At 65.1% G+C, this 15944-nt stretch carries 12 protein-coding genes; 8 read left to right on the top strand and 4 right to left on the bottom strand.

What is annotated here, in order from left to right:
• Positions 1 to 211 precede the first annotated feature (211 nt).
• The 4 genes from K3F49_RS15435 to glyS all read left to right on the top strand — a co-directional run bounded on the left by K3F49_RS15435 (position 212) and on the right by glyS (position 4683).
• Positions 212 to 1120 (top strand): S49 family peptidase, encoded by a 909-nt coding sequence (locus K3F49_RS15435; RefSeq protein ID WP_234681794.1) that lies wholly within the window; start codon positions 212 to 214, stop codon positions 1118 to 1120.
• Positions 1121 to 1225: 105 nt separating this feature from the next.
• Complete coding sequence (locus K3F49_RS15430) at positions 1226 to 1417, top strand: hypothetical protein (protein WP_092227453.1); 192 nt, start codon at positions 1226 to 1228, stop codon at positions 1415 to 1417.
• A 231-nt stretch (positions 1418 to 1648) separates the two neighbouring features.
• Positions 1649 to 2584, top strand: a complete 936-nt coding sequence (locus tag K3F49_RS15425) for a glycine--tRNA ligase subunit alpha (protein WP_234681793.1) — start codon at positions 1649 to 1651, stop codon at positions 2582 to 2584.
• Positions 2584 to 4683: a glycine--tRNA ligase subunit beta gene (gene glyS, locus K3F49_RS15420; RefSeq protein WP_234681792.1), complete on the top strand. Its 2100-nt coding sequence runs from the start codon at positions 2584 to 2586 to the stop codon at positions 4681 to 4683. Before K3F49_RS15425 ends, glyS begins: the two co-directional genes overlap by 1 nt.
• Before the next feature lie 244 nt (positions 4684 to 4927).
• Here glyS and K3F49_RS15415 read toward each other — a convergent pair whose 3' ends face one another.
• A complete protein-coding gene (locus K3F49_RS15415; RefSeq protein ID WP_234681791.1) occupies positions 4928 to 5281 on the bottom strand; it encodes a DUF1236 domain-containing protein in 354 nt (117 codons plus the stop codon).
• A gap of 220 nt (positions 5282 to 5501) precedes the next feature.
• On the opposite strand from K3F49_RS15415, the gene K3F49_RS15410 reads away from it, so the two are divergent.
• The 3 genes from K3F49_RS15410 (at position 5502) to K3F49_RS15400 (ending at position 10611) form a co-directional block, all read left to right on the top strand.
• Positions 5502 to 5657: a DUF3096 domain-containing protein gene (locus K3F49_RS15410; protein ID WP_234681790.1), complete on the top strand. Its 156-nt coding sequence runs from the start codon at positions 5502 to 5504 to the stop codon at positions 5655 to 5657.
• A 96-nt stretch (positions 5658 to 5753) separates the two neighbouring features.
• Positions 5754 to 8711: a pyruvate, phosphate dikinase gene (gene ppdK / locus K3F49_RS15405; RefSeq protein WP_234681789.1), complete on the top strand. Its 2958-nt coding sequence runs from the start codon at positions 5754 to 5756 to the stop codon at positions 8709 to 8711.
• A 439-nt stretch (positions 8712 to 9150) separates the two neighbouring features.
• On the top strand, positions 9151 to 10611 hold the full coding sequence (locus tag K3F49_RS15400) for a cell wall hydrolase (protein ID WP_234681788.1): 1461 nt from the start codon (positions 9151 to 9153) through the stop codon (positions 10609 to 10611).
• Between the two features lie 100 nt (positions 10612 to 10711).
• Here the strand turns inward: K3F49_RS15400 and nadC are convergent, their stop codons facing one another.
• From nadC to nadA, 3 genes are read right to left on the bottom strand one after another with little or no spacing between them, the layout of a single operon-like run.
• Positions 10712 to 11590: a carboxylating nicotinate-nucleotide diphosphorylase gene (gene nadC, locus K3F49_RS15395; RefSeq protein ID WP_234681787.1), complete on the bottom strand. Its 879-nt coding sequence runs from the start codon at positions 11588 to 11590 to the stop codon at positions 10712 to 10714.
• An 11-nt stretch (positions 11591 to 11601) separates the two neighbouring features.
• Positions 11602 to 13209 (bottom strand): L-aspartate oxidase, encoded by a 1608-nt coding sequence (locus K3F49_RS15390; protein WP_234681786.1) that lies wholly within the window; start codon positions 13207 to 13209, stop codon positions 11602 to 11604.
• 9 nt (positions 13210 to 13218) lie between these two features.
• Complete coding sequence (nadA, locus tag K3F49_RS15385) at positions 13219 to 14322, bottom strand: quinolinate synthase NadA (RefSeq protein WP_234681785.1); 1104 nt, start codon at positions 14320 to 14322, stop codon at positions 13219 to 13221.
• Positions 14323 to 14661: 339 nt separating this feature from the next.
• Here nadA and K3F49_RS15380 point away from each other — a divergent pair, with 339 nt between their 5' ends.
• Complete coding sequence (locus tag K3F49_RS15380) at positions 14662 to 15915, top strand: MFS transporter (protein ID WP_234681784.1); 1254 nt, start codon at positions 14662 to 14664, stop codon at positions 15913 to 15915.
• Positions 15916 to 15944: the final 29 nt, after the last annotated feature.

Below are 15944 nucleotides of genomic sequence, written 5' to 3'. Positions count from 1 at the left end.
TACTGGGGAAGCGATTCCGACTGCTGTTCCGGCTGGGACGTAAAGCGGATCGCCGTGAAAAGTGCACCGATCAGCATCAACAGCAGATAGATCTTCATGTCGCTTCCTCCGCTGCCTTATTGCAGCTTCCCAACGGGGATTCTGCAAAACACGTTCCAGGCACTTTCAATGACAGTCGCGTGATAAGAATCGGTTAATCAGAGGTAACGGCATGGCCGAACAATTGAACGATCGCGAAAATTCCGGCTGGGCCGACAAGCTCATGCAATACCTGCCGGCGCGCTTCCGCCCGGGCACGGCAGTCGTGCCGGTGGTGCGGCTGTCGGGCGTGATCGGCGCGGTGACGCCGCTGCGTCCGGGCATGTCGCTCGCGGGCGTTGCCCGGGTGCTGGAGCGGGCCTTTTCGGTCCGCAACGCCAAGGCAGTGGCACTGGTGATCAACTCGCCCGGCGGCTCGCCGGTGCAGTCGCGCCAGATCTATCTGCGCATCAAGCAGCTTGCGGCGGAGAAGAAGCTGCCCGTGCTGGTGTTCGTCGAGGATGTCGCGGCCTCCGGCGGCTACATGATCGCCTGCGCCGGCGACGAGATCTTTTGCGATCCGTCCTCGATCCTCGGCTCGATCGGTGTGGTGGGCGGCAGCTTTGGTTTCCAGGAGGCGATCAAGCGGCTCGGTATCGAGCGGCGGCTCTACACGGCCGGCGCCCACAAGGCGATGCTCGATCCGTTCCTGCCCGAAAATCCCGACGACGTCGCCAAGCTGAAGGCGCTTCAGCGCGAGATCCACCAGATCTTCATCGCGCTGGTGAAGGAGAGCCGCGGCGCGCGGCTCAAGGGCGCCGACGACACCCTGTTCACCGGCGAATACTGGGCTGGCGAGAGCTCAATCGCGCTGGGCTTGGCCGACGGCATCGGCGATATCCGCTCAACTCTTCGTGCCCGCTACGGCGAGAAGGTTCTCACCCCTGTGATCGCGCAGCCGAGCGGCCTGCTGTCCGGTCTGTTGGGGCGGAAATCGCCGGGCGCGGGCCAGCTTTCGGCCCTGGAATCAATGACCGGACTGGCGGATGAGGTGATCTCGGCAGTCGAGGCGCGGGCGATTTGGGCGAAATTCGGGTTCTAGGTGGAGGCACTCCCGCGCCATTTGGTCCGGACTGAGCCAATTGCGGCGCAGCCCGGACTGCGCGAATATGCGCGTGGGGGCTGAGCATTGAACAAGGATCGACCGATGCCGCCGTTCGTTGCATTTGCGGGCGTGCTGGGTGGGCTTGCCGTGGTCCGCTGGGCCTACAAGACCGCACTCCGGATCAACCAGGAGCTGGAGGAGATGCGCCTCTCGCGCGTCGCCGAGGCCGCCCATATGGGAGCCGTCCAGACGCTGAAGCGTGACCCCGTGACAGGGGCTTACCGGCCGGGTTAGCTCCCTCCGCGCGCAAGGTGCGCTCCCTCCCCCGCCTGCGGGGGAGGGTTGGGGAGAGGGTATCTCCACATACGAGAACCCCCAAGAGGACAGAACCCTCACCCGGCGCTTCGCGCCGACCTCTCCCGCAAGCGGGAGAGGTGAGAAGAGGCCCCTTTGCCTTGATTCCCACCCCCGCCGTCGATACGGTCCCGCGCGATTCAAAACCCCCCGCGAGAGCCTGATCTGACGATGGACGCCTCATTGCCCGCCCATATGCGCCCGGAACGCTCGTTCCAGGGTTTTATCCTCGCGCTCCAGCGGTTCTGGGCCGAGCAGGGCTGCGTGATCCTGCAGCCCTATGACATGGAGATGGGCGCGGGCACCTTCCATCCGGCGACCACGTTGCGCGCGCTTGGGCCAAAGCCCTGGAACGCCGCCTATGTGCAGCCCTCGCGCCGGCCGAAGGACGGTCGCTACGGCGAGAATCCGAACCGGATGCAGCACTACTACCAGTTCCAGGTGATCATGAAGCCGTCGCCGCCGAACCTTCAGGAGCTGTACCTGAAGTCGCTCGCCGCGATCGGCATCGATGCTGCCGTGCACGACATCCGCTTCGTCGAGGACGATTGGGAGAGCCCGACGCTGGGCGCCTGGGGCCTGGGGTGGGAGTGCTGGTGCGACGGCATGGAAGTCAGCCAGTTCACCTATTTCCAGCAGGTCGCGGGTTTTGAATGCGCTCCGGTCGCGGGCGAGCTCACCTACGGGCTCGAGCGCCTCGCGATGTATGTGCAGGGCGTCGACCGCGTCTACGATCTCAACTTCAACGGCCGCGACGGCGATGCCAAGGTCACCTATGGCGACGTCTTCCTGCAGGCCGAGCGGGAATATTCGAAGCACAATTTCGAAGTCGCCGACACCGCGATGCTGTTCGAGCAGTTCAAGATGGCGGAAGCCGCCTGCCGAAAGTACCTCGACGCGGGCTGGAAGGACGGCAAGCGCGAGGCGCATCTGATGGCGCTGCCGGCGTACGACCAGTGCATCAAGGCGAGCCATGTCTTCAACCTGCTCGATGCCCGCGGCGTCATCTCGGTGACCGAGCGTCAAAGCTACATTCTTCGCGTGCGCGAACTTGCAAAAGCCTGCGGCGAGGCCTGGATCCACACTGAAGCGGGCGGAGCGGCCTGATGCCCGATCTTTTGCTTGAACTGTTCTCGGAAGAAATTCCCGCGCGCATGCAGGCCAAGGCGGCCGACGATCTGCGCCGCCTGGTGACCGAGAAGCTCGTCGCCGAAGGCCTCGTCTATGAGGGCGCGAAAGCCTTCGCGACACCGCGCCGTCTCGCGCTCACCGTGCATGGCATCCCCGCGCGCCAGCCTGACCTGAAGACCGAGCGCCGCGGACCGAAAGTCGGCGGACCCGATGCGGCCGTGCAGGGCTTCTTGAAAGCGACAGGTTTGAAGTCGCTGGATGAGGCCAAGATCCAGCGCGACGCCAAGGGCGATTTCTATATCGCGCTGATCGAGAAGGCCGGGCGCGACGCGATCGACGTGCTCGCCGAGATTCTGCCCGTCATCATCCGCACCTTCCCCTGGCCGAAATCGATGCGCTGGGGCGCGCGCTCCGGCAAACCGGGCTCGTTGAGCTGGGTGCGTCCGCTGCATGCGATCACCGCGACGTTCGGGCCAGAGACCGAAGAGCCCGATGTCGTAAAGTTCTCGGTGGACGGCATCGAGACTGGCCAAACCACTTACGGCCACCGCTTCATGGCACCTAGCGCAATTTCTGTGCGCCGCTTCGAGGACTACGAAGCGAAGCTGAAGGCTGCAAAGGTCATCCTCGATCCGCAGGCACGCAAGGACATTATCTTTGCCGACGCCAAGGAGCTGACTTTCGCGCAAGGCTTCGAACTGGTCGAGGATCAGGCGCTTCTCGATGAGGTCTCGGGCCTCGTCGAATGGCCTGTCGTGATGATGGGATCGTTCGAGCAAGAGTATCTCGCGATCCCGGACGAGGTGATCCGCGCCACCATCCGCAACAACCAGAAGTGCTTCGTGGTCAAGGATCCCAAGACCGGGAAGCTGACCAACAAATTCGTCCTCACCGCCAATATCGAGGCGACCGACGGCGGCAAGGTCATCGTCGCCGGCAACGAGCGCGTCATCCGTCCGCGCCTGTCGGATGCGAAGTTCTTCTACGAGACGGACCTGAAGACGAAGCTCGAGGATCGGCTGCCGAAGTTCGAGCAGATCGTGTTCCACGAGAAGCTCGGCACCCAGGCAGCGCGCATCAAGCGCATCGAGCGCCTCGCCGCGGAGATTGCGCCGCTGGTCGGCGCCGATGTCGCCAAGGCCACGCGCGCCGCGCATCTGGCGAAGGCCGATCTGCTGACCGAAGTCGTCGGGGAATTCCCTGAGGTGCAGGGCCTGATGGGCAAGTACTACGCGCTGGCCCAGGACGAGGACGCGTCCGTCGCGGCCGCTTGCGAAGAGCACTACAAGCCGCAGGGGCCTGCCGATCGCGTGCCGACCGATCCGGTCAGCGTCGCGGTCGCGCTTGCCGACAAGATCGACACGCTGATTGGGTTCTGGGCTATCGACGAGAAGCCGACGGGCAGCAAGGATCCGTATGCGCTTCGTCGTGCAGCGCTGGGTGTGATCAGGCTGATTGCGGAGAACGCGCTTCGGCTGTCGCTGATGAAGCTGGCTGCGTCGGCGCTCGCCGGCCTATCGGTGAAGCCTGCGGATGCGCAGAAGCTCCCGAACGATCTGCTCGCTTTCTTCGCCGACCGCTTGAAAGTCCAGCTTCGCGAGCAGGGCGCCCGTCACGATCTCGTCGACGCCGTGTTCGCGCTCGGTGGCCAGGACGATATGCTGATGATCGTCCGCCGCGTCGAGGCGCTGGGCAAATTCCTCGAGACTGACGACGGTAAGAACCTGCTCGCCGGCATCAAGCGCGCGAGCAATATCCTTGGCATCGAGGAGAAGAAGGACAAGCGCACTTTTGACGGCGCCCCGGATGCTGCGCTCTACAGCCTCGATGAGGAAAAGGCGCTGGCCACGGCGATCGGCGAGGTGAAGGCGGAGGCAAGCGCGGCCGTCGCCAAGGAGGATTTTGCCGCCGCGATGACCGCGATGGCAAAGCTGCGTCCGCCGGTCGATGCGTTCTTCGACAAGGTGCGCGTCAATGACGACGATGCAAAGGTGCGGGAGAACCGCCTGAAGCTGCTCAACGAGATCCGCAGCGCCACGCGTGCGGTGGCGGATTTCTCGAAGATCCAGGATTGAGGCGCGCCACAGTAGATGCTGTCATTCCGGGGCGCGCCCCTTGGCGCGAGCCCGGAATCCATGTCTCCACATCACGCGCGGCGCAATGGATTCCGGGCTCGCGCTTCGCGCGCCCCGGAATGACGACGCAAAAAAAGCCCCGCCCGGCGGGGGGAGACCGGGGCGGGGCCTGATGTCCGTTTATATTGCTCGCGCCAGCCTGATTGAAGTGACGCGCCGGACATCCAGTTGATGCTTGAACGCGCTAGTCCATCACCTCAACGATGCGGCGCGAGCGCGGCTCGACCAGCACGGTCTCGCCGTTCACGACGGTGTAGCGGTAGGTCGTGGCGCCGAAACGCTGCGGCACGTCATAATAGGTGACGCCGGTCTCGGGTAAGGTGGCGCCGACGACCACGCGATCGGGAATGCTGAAGGTGGGCACACGTTGTTCGACGACATAGTCACGGAAAGCGGGCCGCTGTTCGACCGCGATGGTCGGGCCGCTGTCGACGACCACGGGCGCGCGGCCCACCGTGATCCCGGTTTGCGCCTGCGCCGCGACGGGCGAGCCGATCGCGGCCGCGAGCGTTGCAAGGGCAAGAATCCTGTTCCGCATGGGCAACTCCTCGAATTGATTTCAGCCGGCGCCAGTGGCGCGACTGGATGCCAATGCTGCGTCGCGCGCGATGTTCCGAAAAAGCCCTGCCGCATACGCGGCAATTTCGGGCAGTTTTCGCGAAGCCGGGAACTCGCGGGGCCCTAGCGCGTCTCTACCCGCGGGAACCCAGTCCGCTATGATCCGCCGCGATTCGCCTTAACGCACAGGAAGACTTTTCATGCATCTCACCATCGCCCACATCTCGCCGATTCTGTCGCTGCTTGCGGGCGTGCTCATCCTGATCATGCCGCGGCTTCTCAACCTGATCGTGGCGATCTTTCTCATCATCAATGGTGCGATCGGGCTCGGTTTGTTGAAGTGGCTCCATCTCTAGGCCTTCATTTTCCGGAACTCTTCGACTTGCGCGGACCCGCCCAAAATGGTGTAAGGCCCGCGCGCTCCCGTCCCTCTCGCAGGTTGTGTGCAAGCTATGGCCAAAGCCGCCTCGAAGCCTAATAAAACTGCAGCGAAATCAAAGCCCTCCGCCAAGGCGAAAGCCGCGTCGGCGGCCCGCAAGGTGCTCCCGAAGAGCGCCGTGAAGAGCGCCCCGAAGCCCGTCGCCAAGGCGGCCAAGCCTGCAGCGAAGGCCACGGCCAGGCCGGTGTCGAAGCCGGCGGCCAAGCCCGTCGCGAAGGCTGCGACCAAGCCGGCTGCACCGAAGGTCGCTGCGAAGGCTGCTCCGGCCAAGAGCGCACCGGCCAAGTTTTCGGCCAACAAATGGGTCTTCACGTTCGGCGACGGCAAGGCCGAGGGCCGCTCGGAGATGCGCGACCTGCTCGGCGGCAAGGGCGCCAACCTCGCCGAGATGGCCAATCTCGGCCTGCCGGTGCCTCCGGGCTTCACCATCCCGACCTCGGTCTGCACCTATTTTTATGCCCACGACAAATCCTATCCGAAGGAGCTGCAGTCGCAGGTTGAGAAGGCGCTGGACTATGTCGGCAAGTTGACCGGCAAGGTGTTCGGCGACACCAAGAACCCGCTGCTCGTTTCCGTGCGATCCGGTGCGCGCGCCTCGATGCCGGGCATGATGGACACCGTGCTCAATCTCGGCCTCAACGACGAAACCGTGGAAGCGCTGTCGGAACTGTCGGGCGACCGCCGCTTCGCCTATGACAGCTATCGCCGCTTCATCACCATGTATTCCGACGTGGTGCTCGGTTTCGAGCATCATCATTTCGAGGAAATCCTCGACACCTTCAAGGACAGCCAGGGCTACACGCTCGACACCGACCTCACCGCCGAGGACTGGGTCGACCTGGTCGGCAAGTACAAGGACGCCGTCGCGCGCGAAACCGGTAAGGATTTCCCGCAGGATCCGCATGACCAGCTCTGGGGCGCGGTCGGCGCGGTGTTTTCATCCTGGATGAACGCGCGCGCGGTGACCTACCGCAAGCTGCACGACATTCCCGCTGACTGGGGCACCGCGGTCAACGTGCAGGCCATGGTGTTCGGCAACATGGGCGAGACCTCGGCGACCGGCGTTGCGTTCACCCGCAACCCCTCGACCGGCGAGAGCAAGCTGTACGGCGAGTTCCTGATCAACGCGCAGGGCGAGGACGTGGTGGCGGGCATCCGCACGCCGCAGGACATCACCGAGGAAGCGCGCAAGGAATCCGGTTCCGACAAGGCGTCGATGGAAGCGGCGATGCCGGAGGCCTTCAAGGAGCTGACGCGTATCTACACGCTGCTCGAGAAGCACTACCGCGACATGCAGGACATGGAGTTCACGGTCGAGCAGGGCAAGCTGTGGATGCTGCAGACCCGCGGCGGCAAGCGCACGGCCAAGGCTGCGCTCCGGATCGCGGTCGAGCTCGCCAATGAGGGCCTGATCACCAAGAAGGAAGCGGTGATGCGGATCGATCCCGCCTCGCTCGACCAGCTCCTGCATCCGACCATCGATCCCAACGCCAAGCGCGACGTGATCGCGACCGGCCTGCCGGCCTCGCCCGGTGCGGCCTCCGGCGAGATCGTGTTCTCCTCGGACGAAGCGGCCAAGCTCCAGGGCGACGGACGCAAGGTCATCCTGGTCCGCATCGAGACCAGCCCCGAGGACATCCACGGCATGCACGCCGCCGAAGGCATCTTGACCACCCGGGGCGGCATGACCTCGCACGCCGCCGTGGTCGCGCGCGGCATGGGCAAGCCTTGCGTCTCCGGCTGCGGTACCATCCGGGTCGATTACGGCCGCGGCACCATGAGCATCGGTTCGCGCACCTTCAAGGCCGGTGATGTCATCACCATCGACGGCTCGCTCGGCCAGGTGCTGGCCGGCCGGATGCCGATGATCGAGCCGGAGCTTTCCGGCGAGTTCGGCACGCTGATGAACTGGGCCGACCAGGTCCGCAAGATCGGCGTCCGCGTCAACGGCGATACGCCGGATGACGCCCGTACCGCGATCAAGTTCGGCGCGGAAGGCATCGGCCTCTGCCGCACCGAGCACATGTTCTTCGAGGAGACGCGCATCCGCACGGTGCGCGAGATGATCCTCTCCGAAGACGAGCAGTCGCGCCGTGCCGCGCTTGCGAAGCTGTTGCCGATGCAGCGCGCCGACTTCGTCGAGCTGTTCGAGATCATGAAGGGGTTGCCCGTCACGATCCGTCTCCTCGACCCGCCGCTGCACGAGTTCCTGCCGCACACCCATGCCGAGGTCGAGGAAGTGGCGCGCGCCATGAACACCGATCCGCGGCGTCTTGCCGACCGTGCGCGCGAGCTCTCGGAGTTCAATCCGATGCTCGGCTTCCGCGGTTGCCGTATCGCGATCGCGTACCCCGAGATCGCCGAGATGCAGGCGCGGGCGATCTTCGAGGCTGCGGTCGAGGCCGAGAAGCGGACCGGCAAGGCCGTCGGCCTCGAGGTGATGGTGCCCTTGATCGCGACGAAGGCCGAGCTCGATCTCGTCAAGGCGCGCATCGACTCGACCGCGAAAGCCGTGATGCGCGACACCAACACCAAGCTCACCTATCAGGTCGGCACCATGATCGAGCTGCCGCGCGCCTGCCTGCTCGCGGAGCAGATCGCCGAGAGCGCCGAGTTCTTCTCGTTCGGCACCAACGACCTCACGCAGACGACCTACGGCATCAGCCGCGACGACGCCGCGAGCTTCCTCGGTCCCTACGTGACGAAGGGCATCCTCTCGATCGATCCCTTCATCTCGCTCGACCAGGAAGGGGTCGGCGAGCTCGTCAAGATCGGCGTCGCGCGCGGCCGCAAAGCGCGCCCGAAGCTCAAGATGGGCATCTGCGGCGAACACGGCGGCGACCCGGCCTCCGTCGCCTTCTGCCACAATGTCGGCCTCGACTACGTCTCCTGCTCGCCCTACCGCGTGCCGATTGCGCGGCTTGCGGCGGCGCAGGCTGCGCTTGGCAAGGTGGTTGCGAGCCAGGCGTAAGACGAAGCGTTGAGATGTTGAATGCGAAGAGGCGGGGCAAAACCACCGCCTCTTTTCATTTGAGACGGCACTCTCGCAACCCGTCATTGCGAGCGCAGCGAAGCAATCCAGAATCCCTCCGCGGTGACAGTCTGGATTGCTTCGTCGCTTCGCTCCTCGCAATAACGGAGGATGGAACTTGGTGCGTCCCGTATTGATACGCGTGTGCAAGAGTTCCTTCACCATTCGCGTTGACCGGATGTTTACCGTTTCAAGTGGGGCCGCATTTACCAACACGCAGCATCGCCGCGTGCAAACACCTGACATCGCTTGTGTGTGCTTCGGGCGCAACGCCGATTAACGCCCCGGCAACCTAAATTAGATACTCACGATAAAGATCGAATTGCACGGAAGTACTGCGGCTCGATCTCTCTAGTGTAAGCGTAGCGTGAGCGTATCGATGTCAGTGTTGCGTAACCATCCGAAGGGTGCGCGGTTCGCATCCTTCGGAATCGGTCTCTGCATCTTCGCATTGGTGCCGAGAGAGACCGGCTATCAGGACATAGGCTCGTTGCTGGCGCGTCAGCCCGGCGTCGCCGAGCGTTGGCAGAAGCAGGTGTTCTCTGCAGCCTCGTCCATTCAGCTGGCCACCTACAGTTTCTCGCGTCCGATCGGAACGTCGGTTCCACAGAGCGCCATGGTTCGCCTCGCGAGCCTCGATGGTCGGGACGTCACCGGCGCCGTCACGCGCAATCCCGTGTTCCAGGCGCCGACGCGTTACCAGGCCTCCGATTTCCCCAAGGTCGATCGCGCTCTGAAGGGCGACCGTCTCGCCACCGTGGCGCCGGCCCCGACGCCCGAGATGGCAGCGCCGCCCGCGGCTCCCGCCCAGGAAAATCCCGCGACCTCGAATAGCTCGGTGTTTGGTGCCAAGACGGCCGAGCTGCCTGCCGCGCAGCCGCAAGCGATGTCGCCTGAGTCAGCGGCAGCGCTCGATCCCGAACTTCAGGAGGCGATGCGCGCGCCGCCGTTGCCGCAATATGCCAATCCGCCAAAGGCCGGCGACAACGCGCTCTCTTTTGCGGCGGAGCCGCTCGCCGCACTGAAGCAGGCGACGATCGCCGCCCCGCCGCGCGATCCCTTCAGCGTCAAGACCTCGAACCTGTTCTTCGGCAGCTCCTCGCTTGGCGGCAATGTCGAGAGCATCGAGAGCTGGCAGCCCGGCGCCGAGCCGCTGATCGTGACACCCGACCCCGACATGAAGCTGGCCTCGCTGTCGCCGCCGAACGAGGACGTCGGAAACGCGATCGAGAGCGGCGAGAGCGTCGCGCCGAAGGGCGAGGTCAACGCCGACAACCAGCGCGCCAAATCGCCGGCCGAGCGGCTGGCGCTTGACGACAAGTCACGCGCGAAGTCTGAGAAGTGTCTCGCTGAGGCCGTCTATTTCGAATCCCGCGGCGAGGCCGTGCGCGGCCAGATCGCGGTCGCGCAAGTGGTGATGAACCGCGTGTTCTCCGGCAAATATCCGGACACCGTCTGCGGCGTGGTCTATCAGAACAAGTACCGCCACTTCGCCTGCCAGTTCACCTTTGCCTGCGACAACAATCCCGACGTGATCCGCGAGCCCGAGATGTGGGAGCGCGCCAAGAGGATATCGAAGGCGATGCTCGACGGCCAGATCTGGCTGCCCGAGGTCGGCAAGTCGACGCACTACCACGCCTACTGGGTGCGTCCGTCCTGGGTCGCCGAGATGAAGAAGATGTACAAATTCGGCGTGCACACCTTCTACCGGCCGCGCAACTGGGGTGACGGCAGCGAGGAGCCGAGCTGGGGCACGCCAGCACAAACCGCCGCGCTCTCGGCCGAGCTCGCCCAGGAAGCCAGGAGCTCCGCCGAGATGGGCGTGGTCGAGCGAAGGTAGAAGTTCGTCATGCCCGGGCTTGTCCCGGGCATCCACGTTCTTCGCAACGTGTGGCGAGCCGTGGATGGCCGGGACAAGCCCGGCCATGACGCAGACCACCTCACATCTCGATATCCAGCGCGCAGTCGAAATTCGGTGCCGAATGCGTCAACGCGCCGGACGAAGCGTAGTCGACGCCCGTCGCCGCGATTGCCGCGATCGAGTCCAATGTGACGCCACCCGACGCCTCCAGCGCGACCCGGCCCTCGCTCATCCGCACGGCCTCGCGCAACGTCGCGATGTCCATGTTGTCGAGCAGCACGGCCTCGGCAAGGCCGGTGTCGAGCACCTCGCGGAGCTGTGCGAGCGTATCCACCTCGATCTCGATCTTGACGAGATGGCCGGCATGGGCGCGGGCGCGCTCCAGCCCGGGGCGGATGCCGCCGGCGACCGCGATGTGATTGTCCTTGATCAGGATCGCATCGTCGAGGCCGAAGCGGTGGTTGAAGCCGCCGCCGCAACGCACGGCGTATTTCTCCAGCGCCCGCAATCCCGGCGTGGTCTTTCGCGTGCAGCAGATGCGCATCCTGGTGCCCTCGGTGCGCGCGACATAGTCGGCCGTGAGCGTGGCGACGCCGGACAGCCGACCGACGAAGTTCAGCGCGGTCCGCTCCGCCGTGAGAATGGCGCGGGCCGGGCCGGAGATCGTCAGGACCTGCTGCCCGCGGGCAACGCGCGCGGCGTCACGGACATGCGCGCGCACCTCGAGGTCCGGCGAGAGCTTTTGCAGTGTCGCCAGCGCGAGCGGCAGACCGGAGATGACGCCGGCTTGCCGCGCGACGAGGATGGCCCGCGCTTTGGTCGCTTCCGGGATCGTCGCGAGCGAGGTGACGTCGCCGGCGCGGCCAAGGTCCTCGTCGAGCGCGCGATACACGGCCTCGTCGATGGCGAGCGGAGAGAGGAAGGCATCGGGATAGAGCAGGGAGGTCGGGGTGATCATGACATACTCCGTCAGGCGATCATGGATTGCGCGATGCGCGGCGATGAATGCGCGGTGAGGCCGTCCGCGACCTCTCGCACCGCGGCCAGTGTGGTCATCGTTCTCTGCGCCAGCGCGGGCACCTCCGCAGGATGGTCAGAGCGGAAATGCGCGCCGCGGCTCTCGCACCGGCTCCAGGCCGCGGCGGCTACGAGCAGGGCCGCTGTCGCCATGTTGCGGACAGCGATGCTCGTGGCATTGTGCTCGAGCGCAGCAAAACTGCGCACGGCGTCCGCAAGTCCGTCGCGCTCGCGGATCACGCCGACATGCGTACTCATCATCGTGCGCAACTGCTTCACGCTGGCTGCATCCGGTGCACCGCCTCGTGGAGTTACCAGCAGCCCATCGGGGAGGCGGGCGGGTGAGGGGATTGCCTGGCCGGCGATATCGTCGGCGATGCGCGCGGCGTAGACCACGGCCTCCAGCAGCGAATTCGAGGCAAGTCGATTGGCACCATGCGCACCGGTGGACGACACTTCTCCCCCGGCCCACAGCCCGTCGATCGAGCTGCGGCCGCGCGCGTCCACCGCGATGCCGCCCATGTGATAATGCACGGCCGGCGCGATCGGGATGGCTTGCGTCGCCGGATCGATGCCGGCGGCGATGCAGCTTGCATGCACCGTCGGGAATTTGTCGGCGAAGCGTGCGCCCAGTGCTTCGCGCGCATCGAGGAAGGCGCCGCGTCCGCCCGCGATCTCGGCGAACACGCCGCGGGCCACGATGTCGCGCGGAGCGAGCTCGGCGAGCGGGTGAAGGGCAAGCATGAAGCGCTTGCCCTGGCCGTTGATCAGCGTCGCGCCTTCACCGCGCAGCGCCTCGGTCGCAAGCGGCGCCGGATCGCGGCCGACCATGATAGCGGTCGGATGGAACTGCACGAATTCGGGATCGGCGATCACAGCGCCGACGCGCGCTGCGATCGCAAGGCCCGATCCATTGGCTTCAGTCGGATTGGTGGTGACGGCATAGAGATGGCCGATGCCGCCGGTCGCCAGCACGATCGCGCGCGAAGCGATCATCACGGGCCTCGCAGCAAAATTGCCGGCCTCGCGCAACTGCAGCCCGGCGGCGGCGCCGTCCTCGGTGAGCAGTGCTTCGGCGACGAAGCCTTCGATCAGGCGGATCGACGGCGTGCGGCGCACCGCCTCGCTCAGCGCCGCGATGATCGCGGCACCCGCGCCGTCGCCACGGACGTGGACGATCCGCCGCGCCGAATGCGCAGCTTCCCGTCCCACGGCAAGCCGGCCTTCCAGATCGCGATCGAACGGCACGCCATAAGCGAGCAAATCGTGAATCCGCGGCGCGGCCTCGCGCGCGATGCCGAGCGCGACCGCCTCATCGACGATGCCGCCGCCGACCGCGATGGTATCAGCGGCATGCGCCTCGGGACTGTCGCCCTCGGCCATAGCGGCCGCGATGCCGCCTTGCGCCCATGCGGATGACGCCCCCTGTCCGAGCGGCGCGGCCGAGATCAGCGTCACCGGTCGCGGCGCCAGCTTCAACGCGCAGAACAGTCCGGCGAGGCCACCGCCGACGATGACGACATCGTCGGTGGTGCGGGTGAGGTTGTGGATGTTGGTCATGTCACGCCTTCAGTTCTTCAAGTTGATCATCCGCTCGACCGATCGCCGCGCGCGCTGCGCGAGCGCCGGATCGATCGTCACTTCCTCGCCGAGGGTCAGCAGGCTCTCCAGAATGTTGGACAGCGTGATGCGCTTCATGTGCGGGCAGAGATTGCAGGGCCGCAGCATCTCCACGTCGGGCAGCTCGGCGCGGACATTGTCGGCCATCGAGCATTCCGTGATCATCACCAGCCGCTTCGGCCGTCGCTCGCGCACCCAGTTGATCATGTGCGCGGTCGAACCGGTGAAATCCGCCTCCGCCAGCACGTCCGGCGGGCATTCGGGGTGCGCGATGATCTGCACGGAGGGATCGGCGTCGCGGAAGGCGCGCAGCTCGTCGCCGGTGAAGCGTTCATGCACCTCGCAGGCGCCCTTCCAGGCGATAATCTTCACGTCGGTCTTCGAGGCGACATAGGTCGCGAGATAACGATCGGGCAGGAAGATCACGCCTGGCGCGTTCAGGCTCTCCACCACCTGCACCGCGTTCGACGAGGTGCAGCAGATATCGACCTCGGCCTTCACCTCGGCTGACGTGTTGACATAGGCAACCACGGGCACACCGGGAAATTTTTCGCGGAGCAGGCGCACGTCGGCGCCGGTGATGCTGGCGGCGAGCGAGCAGCCGGCGCGGGAGTCCGGGATCAGCACCGTCTTGTCCGGATTGAGCAGCTTTGACGTTTCCGCCATGAAGTGCACGCCGCACTGGACGATGACATCGGCCTTCACCTTGGTGGCCTCGACCGCGAGCTGAAGCGAATCGCCGCCGATGTCGGCGACACCGTGAAAGATCTCAGGCGCCTGGTAGTTGTGGGCGAGGATCACGGCGTTGCGCGCGCGCTTCAGTTGATTGATCGCGTGAATCGTCGGTGCCATCAGCGGCCATTCGATCGGCGGGATGACATGCTTGACGCGCTCGTAGATCGGCGCGGTGGCGCGTTCGATCTCGCTCGTCCATTCGAGCGAGGGCCTCGGCAACGTGGGGCCGGCTCGCGACGGCGCGAGCGGGGCGGAGGTGGCTTGGCCCGGCGGCCGATTGGCAAAATCGTCGGGGCCGTAAATTCCAGTGATCGGCATCGAAGCCTCCCGTGTACGTTAATTATGCTCACTAAGAGTATATATGGAGCCTGAGAAATCCGGCCGAGAGGGCCGGTGGGCTTTGCCAAGGCTTACATATACTCAATCTGAGTAGATCGAGGATAACACGCCAATCTGGGAGCCGCTAGGCCTCGCCGCACACATTCTCGTCAAGTCCAGTCTCATCGCGCCCGGCAAGGCCGTGACGAAACGCAATGCTCCGGCACCAGCCCCACGTGGAACGCAATTACTTTCGACTTGGGCTTTTCATGCATTTGCATTAAACGGCTGACTGGCGACGCCGATTTGCAGATCCGCCAATGGCCGAGGAGGAAGACCATGTCGACACACGCGGGCGAGCTCGGTTCGACCTCACGCTCTTCCAACTGGCGCACGCCGGCCGTCATCATCCTCTGCGGCTGCGCGATCGGCATGCTGGGCTTCGGTCCGCGCTCGGCGCTGGGCTTCTTCGTCCAGCCGATGAGCCACGAATTCGCCTGGGGCCGCGACGTGTTCGGCCTCGCCATCGCCTTCCAGAATTTGCTGTGGGGATTGGGCCAGCCGATCGCGGGCGCCGTTGCCGATCGCTTCGGCCTGTTCCGCGTAATGTGCGTTGGCGCACTGCTCTATGCCGGCGGCCTTCTGCTGATGCGCTATTCCTCGACGCCGATGTCGCTCAACATCGGCGCTGGCGTGATGGTCGGCTTCGGTCTCGCCGGCTGCTCGTTCAATCTGGTGCTGTCGGCGTTCACAAAACTGCTGCCGGCCGAGAAGCGTGGCCTTGCGCTCGGCGCCGGCACTGCGGCGGGCTCGCTCGGCCAGTTCCTGTTTGCGCCGATCGGTGTCGCGCTGATCGACAATTTCGGGTGGCAGCAGGCGCTTACCGTATTCGGCTTCCTGATGCTGCTGATCATCCCGCTGGCGCTCGCAATCTCGACGCCGCCTGTCGCAGGCAACACCGGCACGACCCCAGCGGATGAGCAGACCATCACCAAGGCGCTTGCAGAGGCCTTCGGCCATCGCTCCTACGTGCTGCTGGTGCTCGGCTTCTTCACCTGCGGCTTCCAGCTCGCCTTCATCACCGTGCATCTGCCGGCGTTCCTGGTCGACCGCGGCATCTCGACGCAAACCGGCGGCTGGGTGATCGCGGCGATCGGCCTGTTCAACATCATGGGCTCGCTCAGCGTCGGCTATCTCCAGAATTCGCTGCCGAAGCGCTATATCCTCTCGGTGATCTATTTCACCCGTGCGCTCGCAACGCTCGCCTTCATCTCGTTCCCGATCACGCCGTTCTCGGCGATCGCGTTCGGCGCGGTCTCCGGCCTGACCTGGCTGTCGACGGTTCCACCGACCTCGGCGCTGGTGGCGCTGATGTTCGGCACGCGCTGGCTCGCCACGCTCTATGGCTTCGCCTTTGTCAGCCATCAGGTCGGCGGCTTCCTCGGCGTCTGGCTCGGCGGCATCGTGTTCGAAAAGTACGGTTCCTACACGCCGATCTGGTGGCTCTCGATCCTGTTCGGCGTGCTCTCGGCGCTGATCAATCTTCCGATCGTGGAGAAGCCGGTCGCACGAGCGGTTGCGCAGCCTGCCTGATCGGCTAAACATCCCGGTCAAACAAGTCA

This window comes from Bradyrhizobium monzae (assembly GCF_021458635.1).
GTDB lineage: Bacteria > Pseudomonadota > Alphaproteobacteria > Rhizobiales > Xanthobacteraceae > Bradyrhizobium.
The sequence above is the reverse complement of the archived record's forward strand: the minus strand, read 5'-3'. Positions and strand labels throughout refer to the sequence as shown.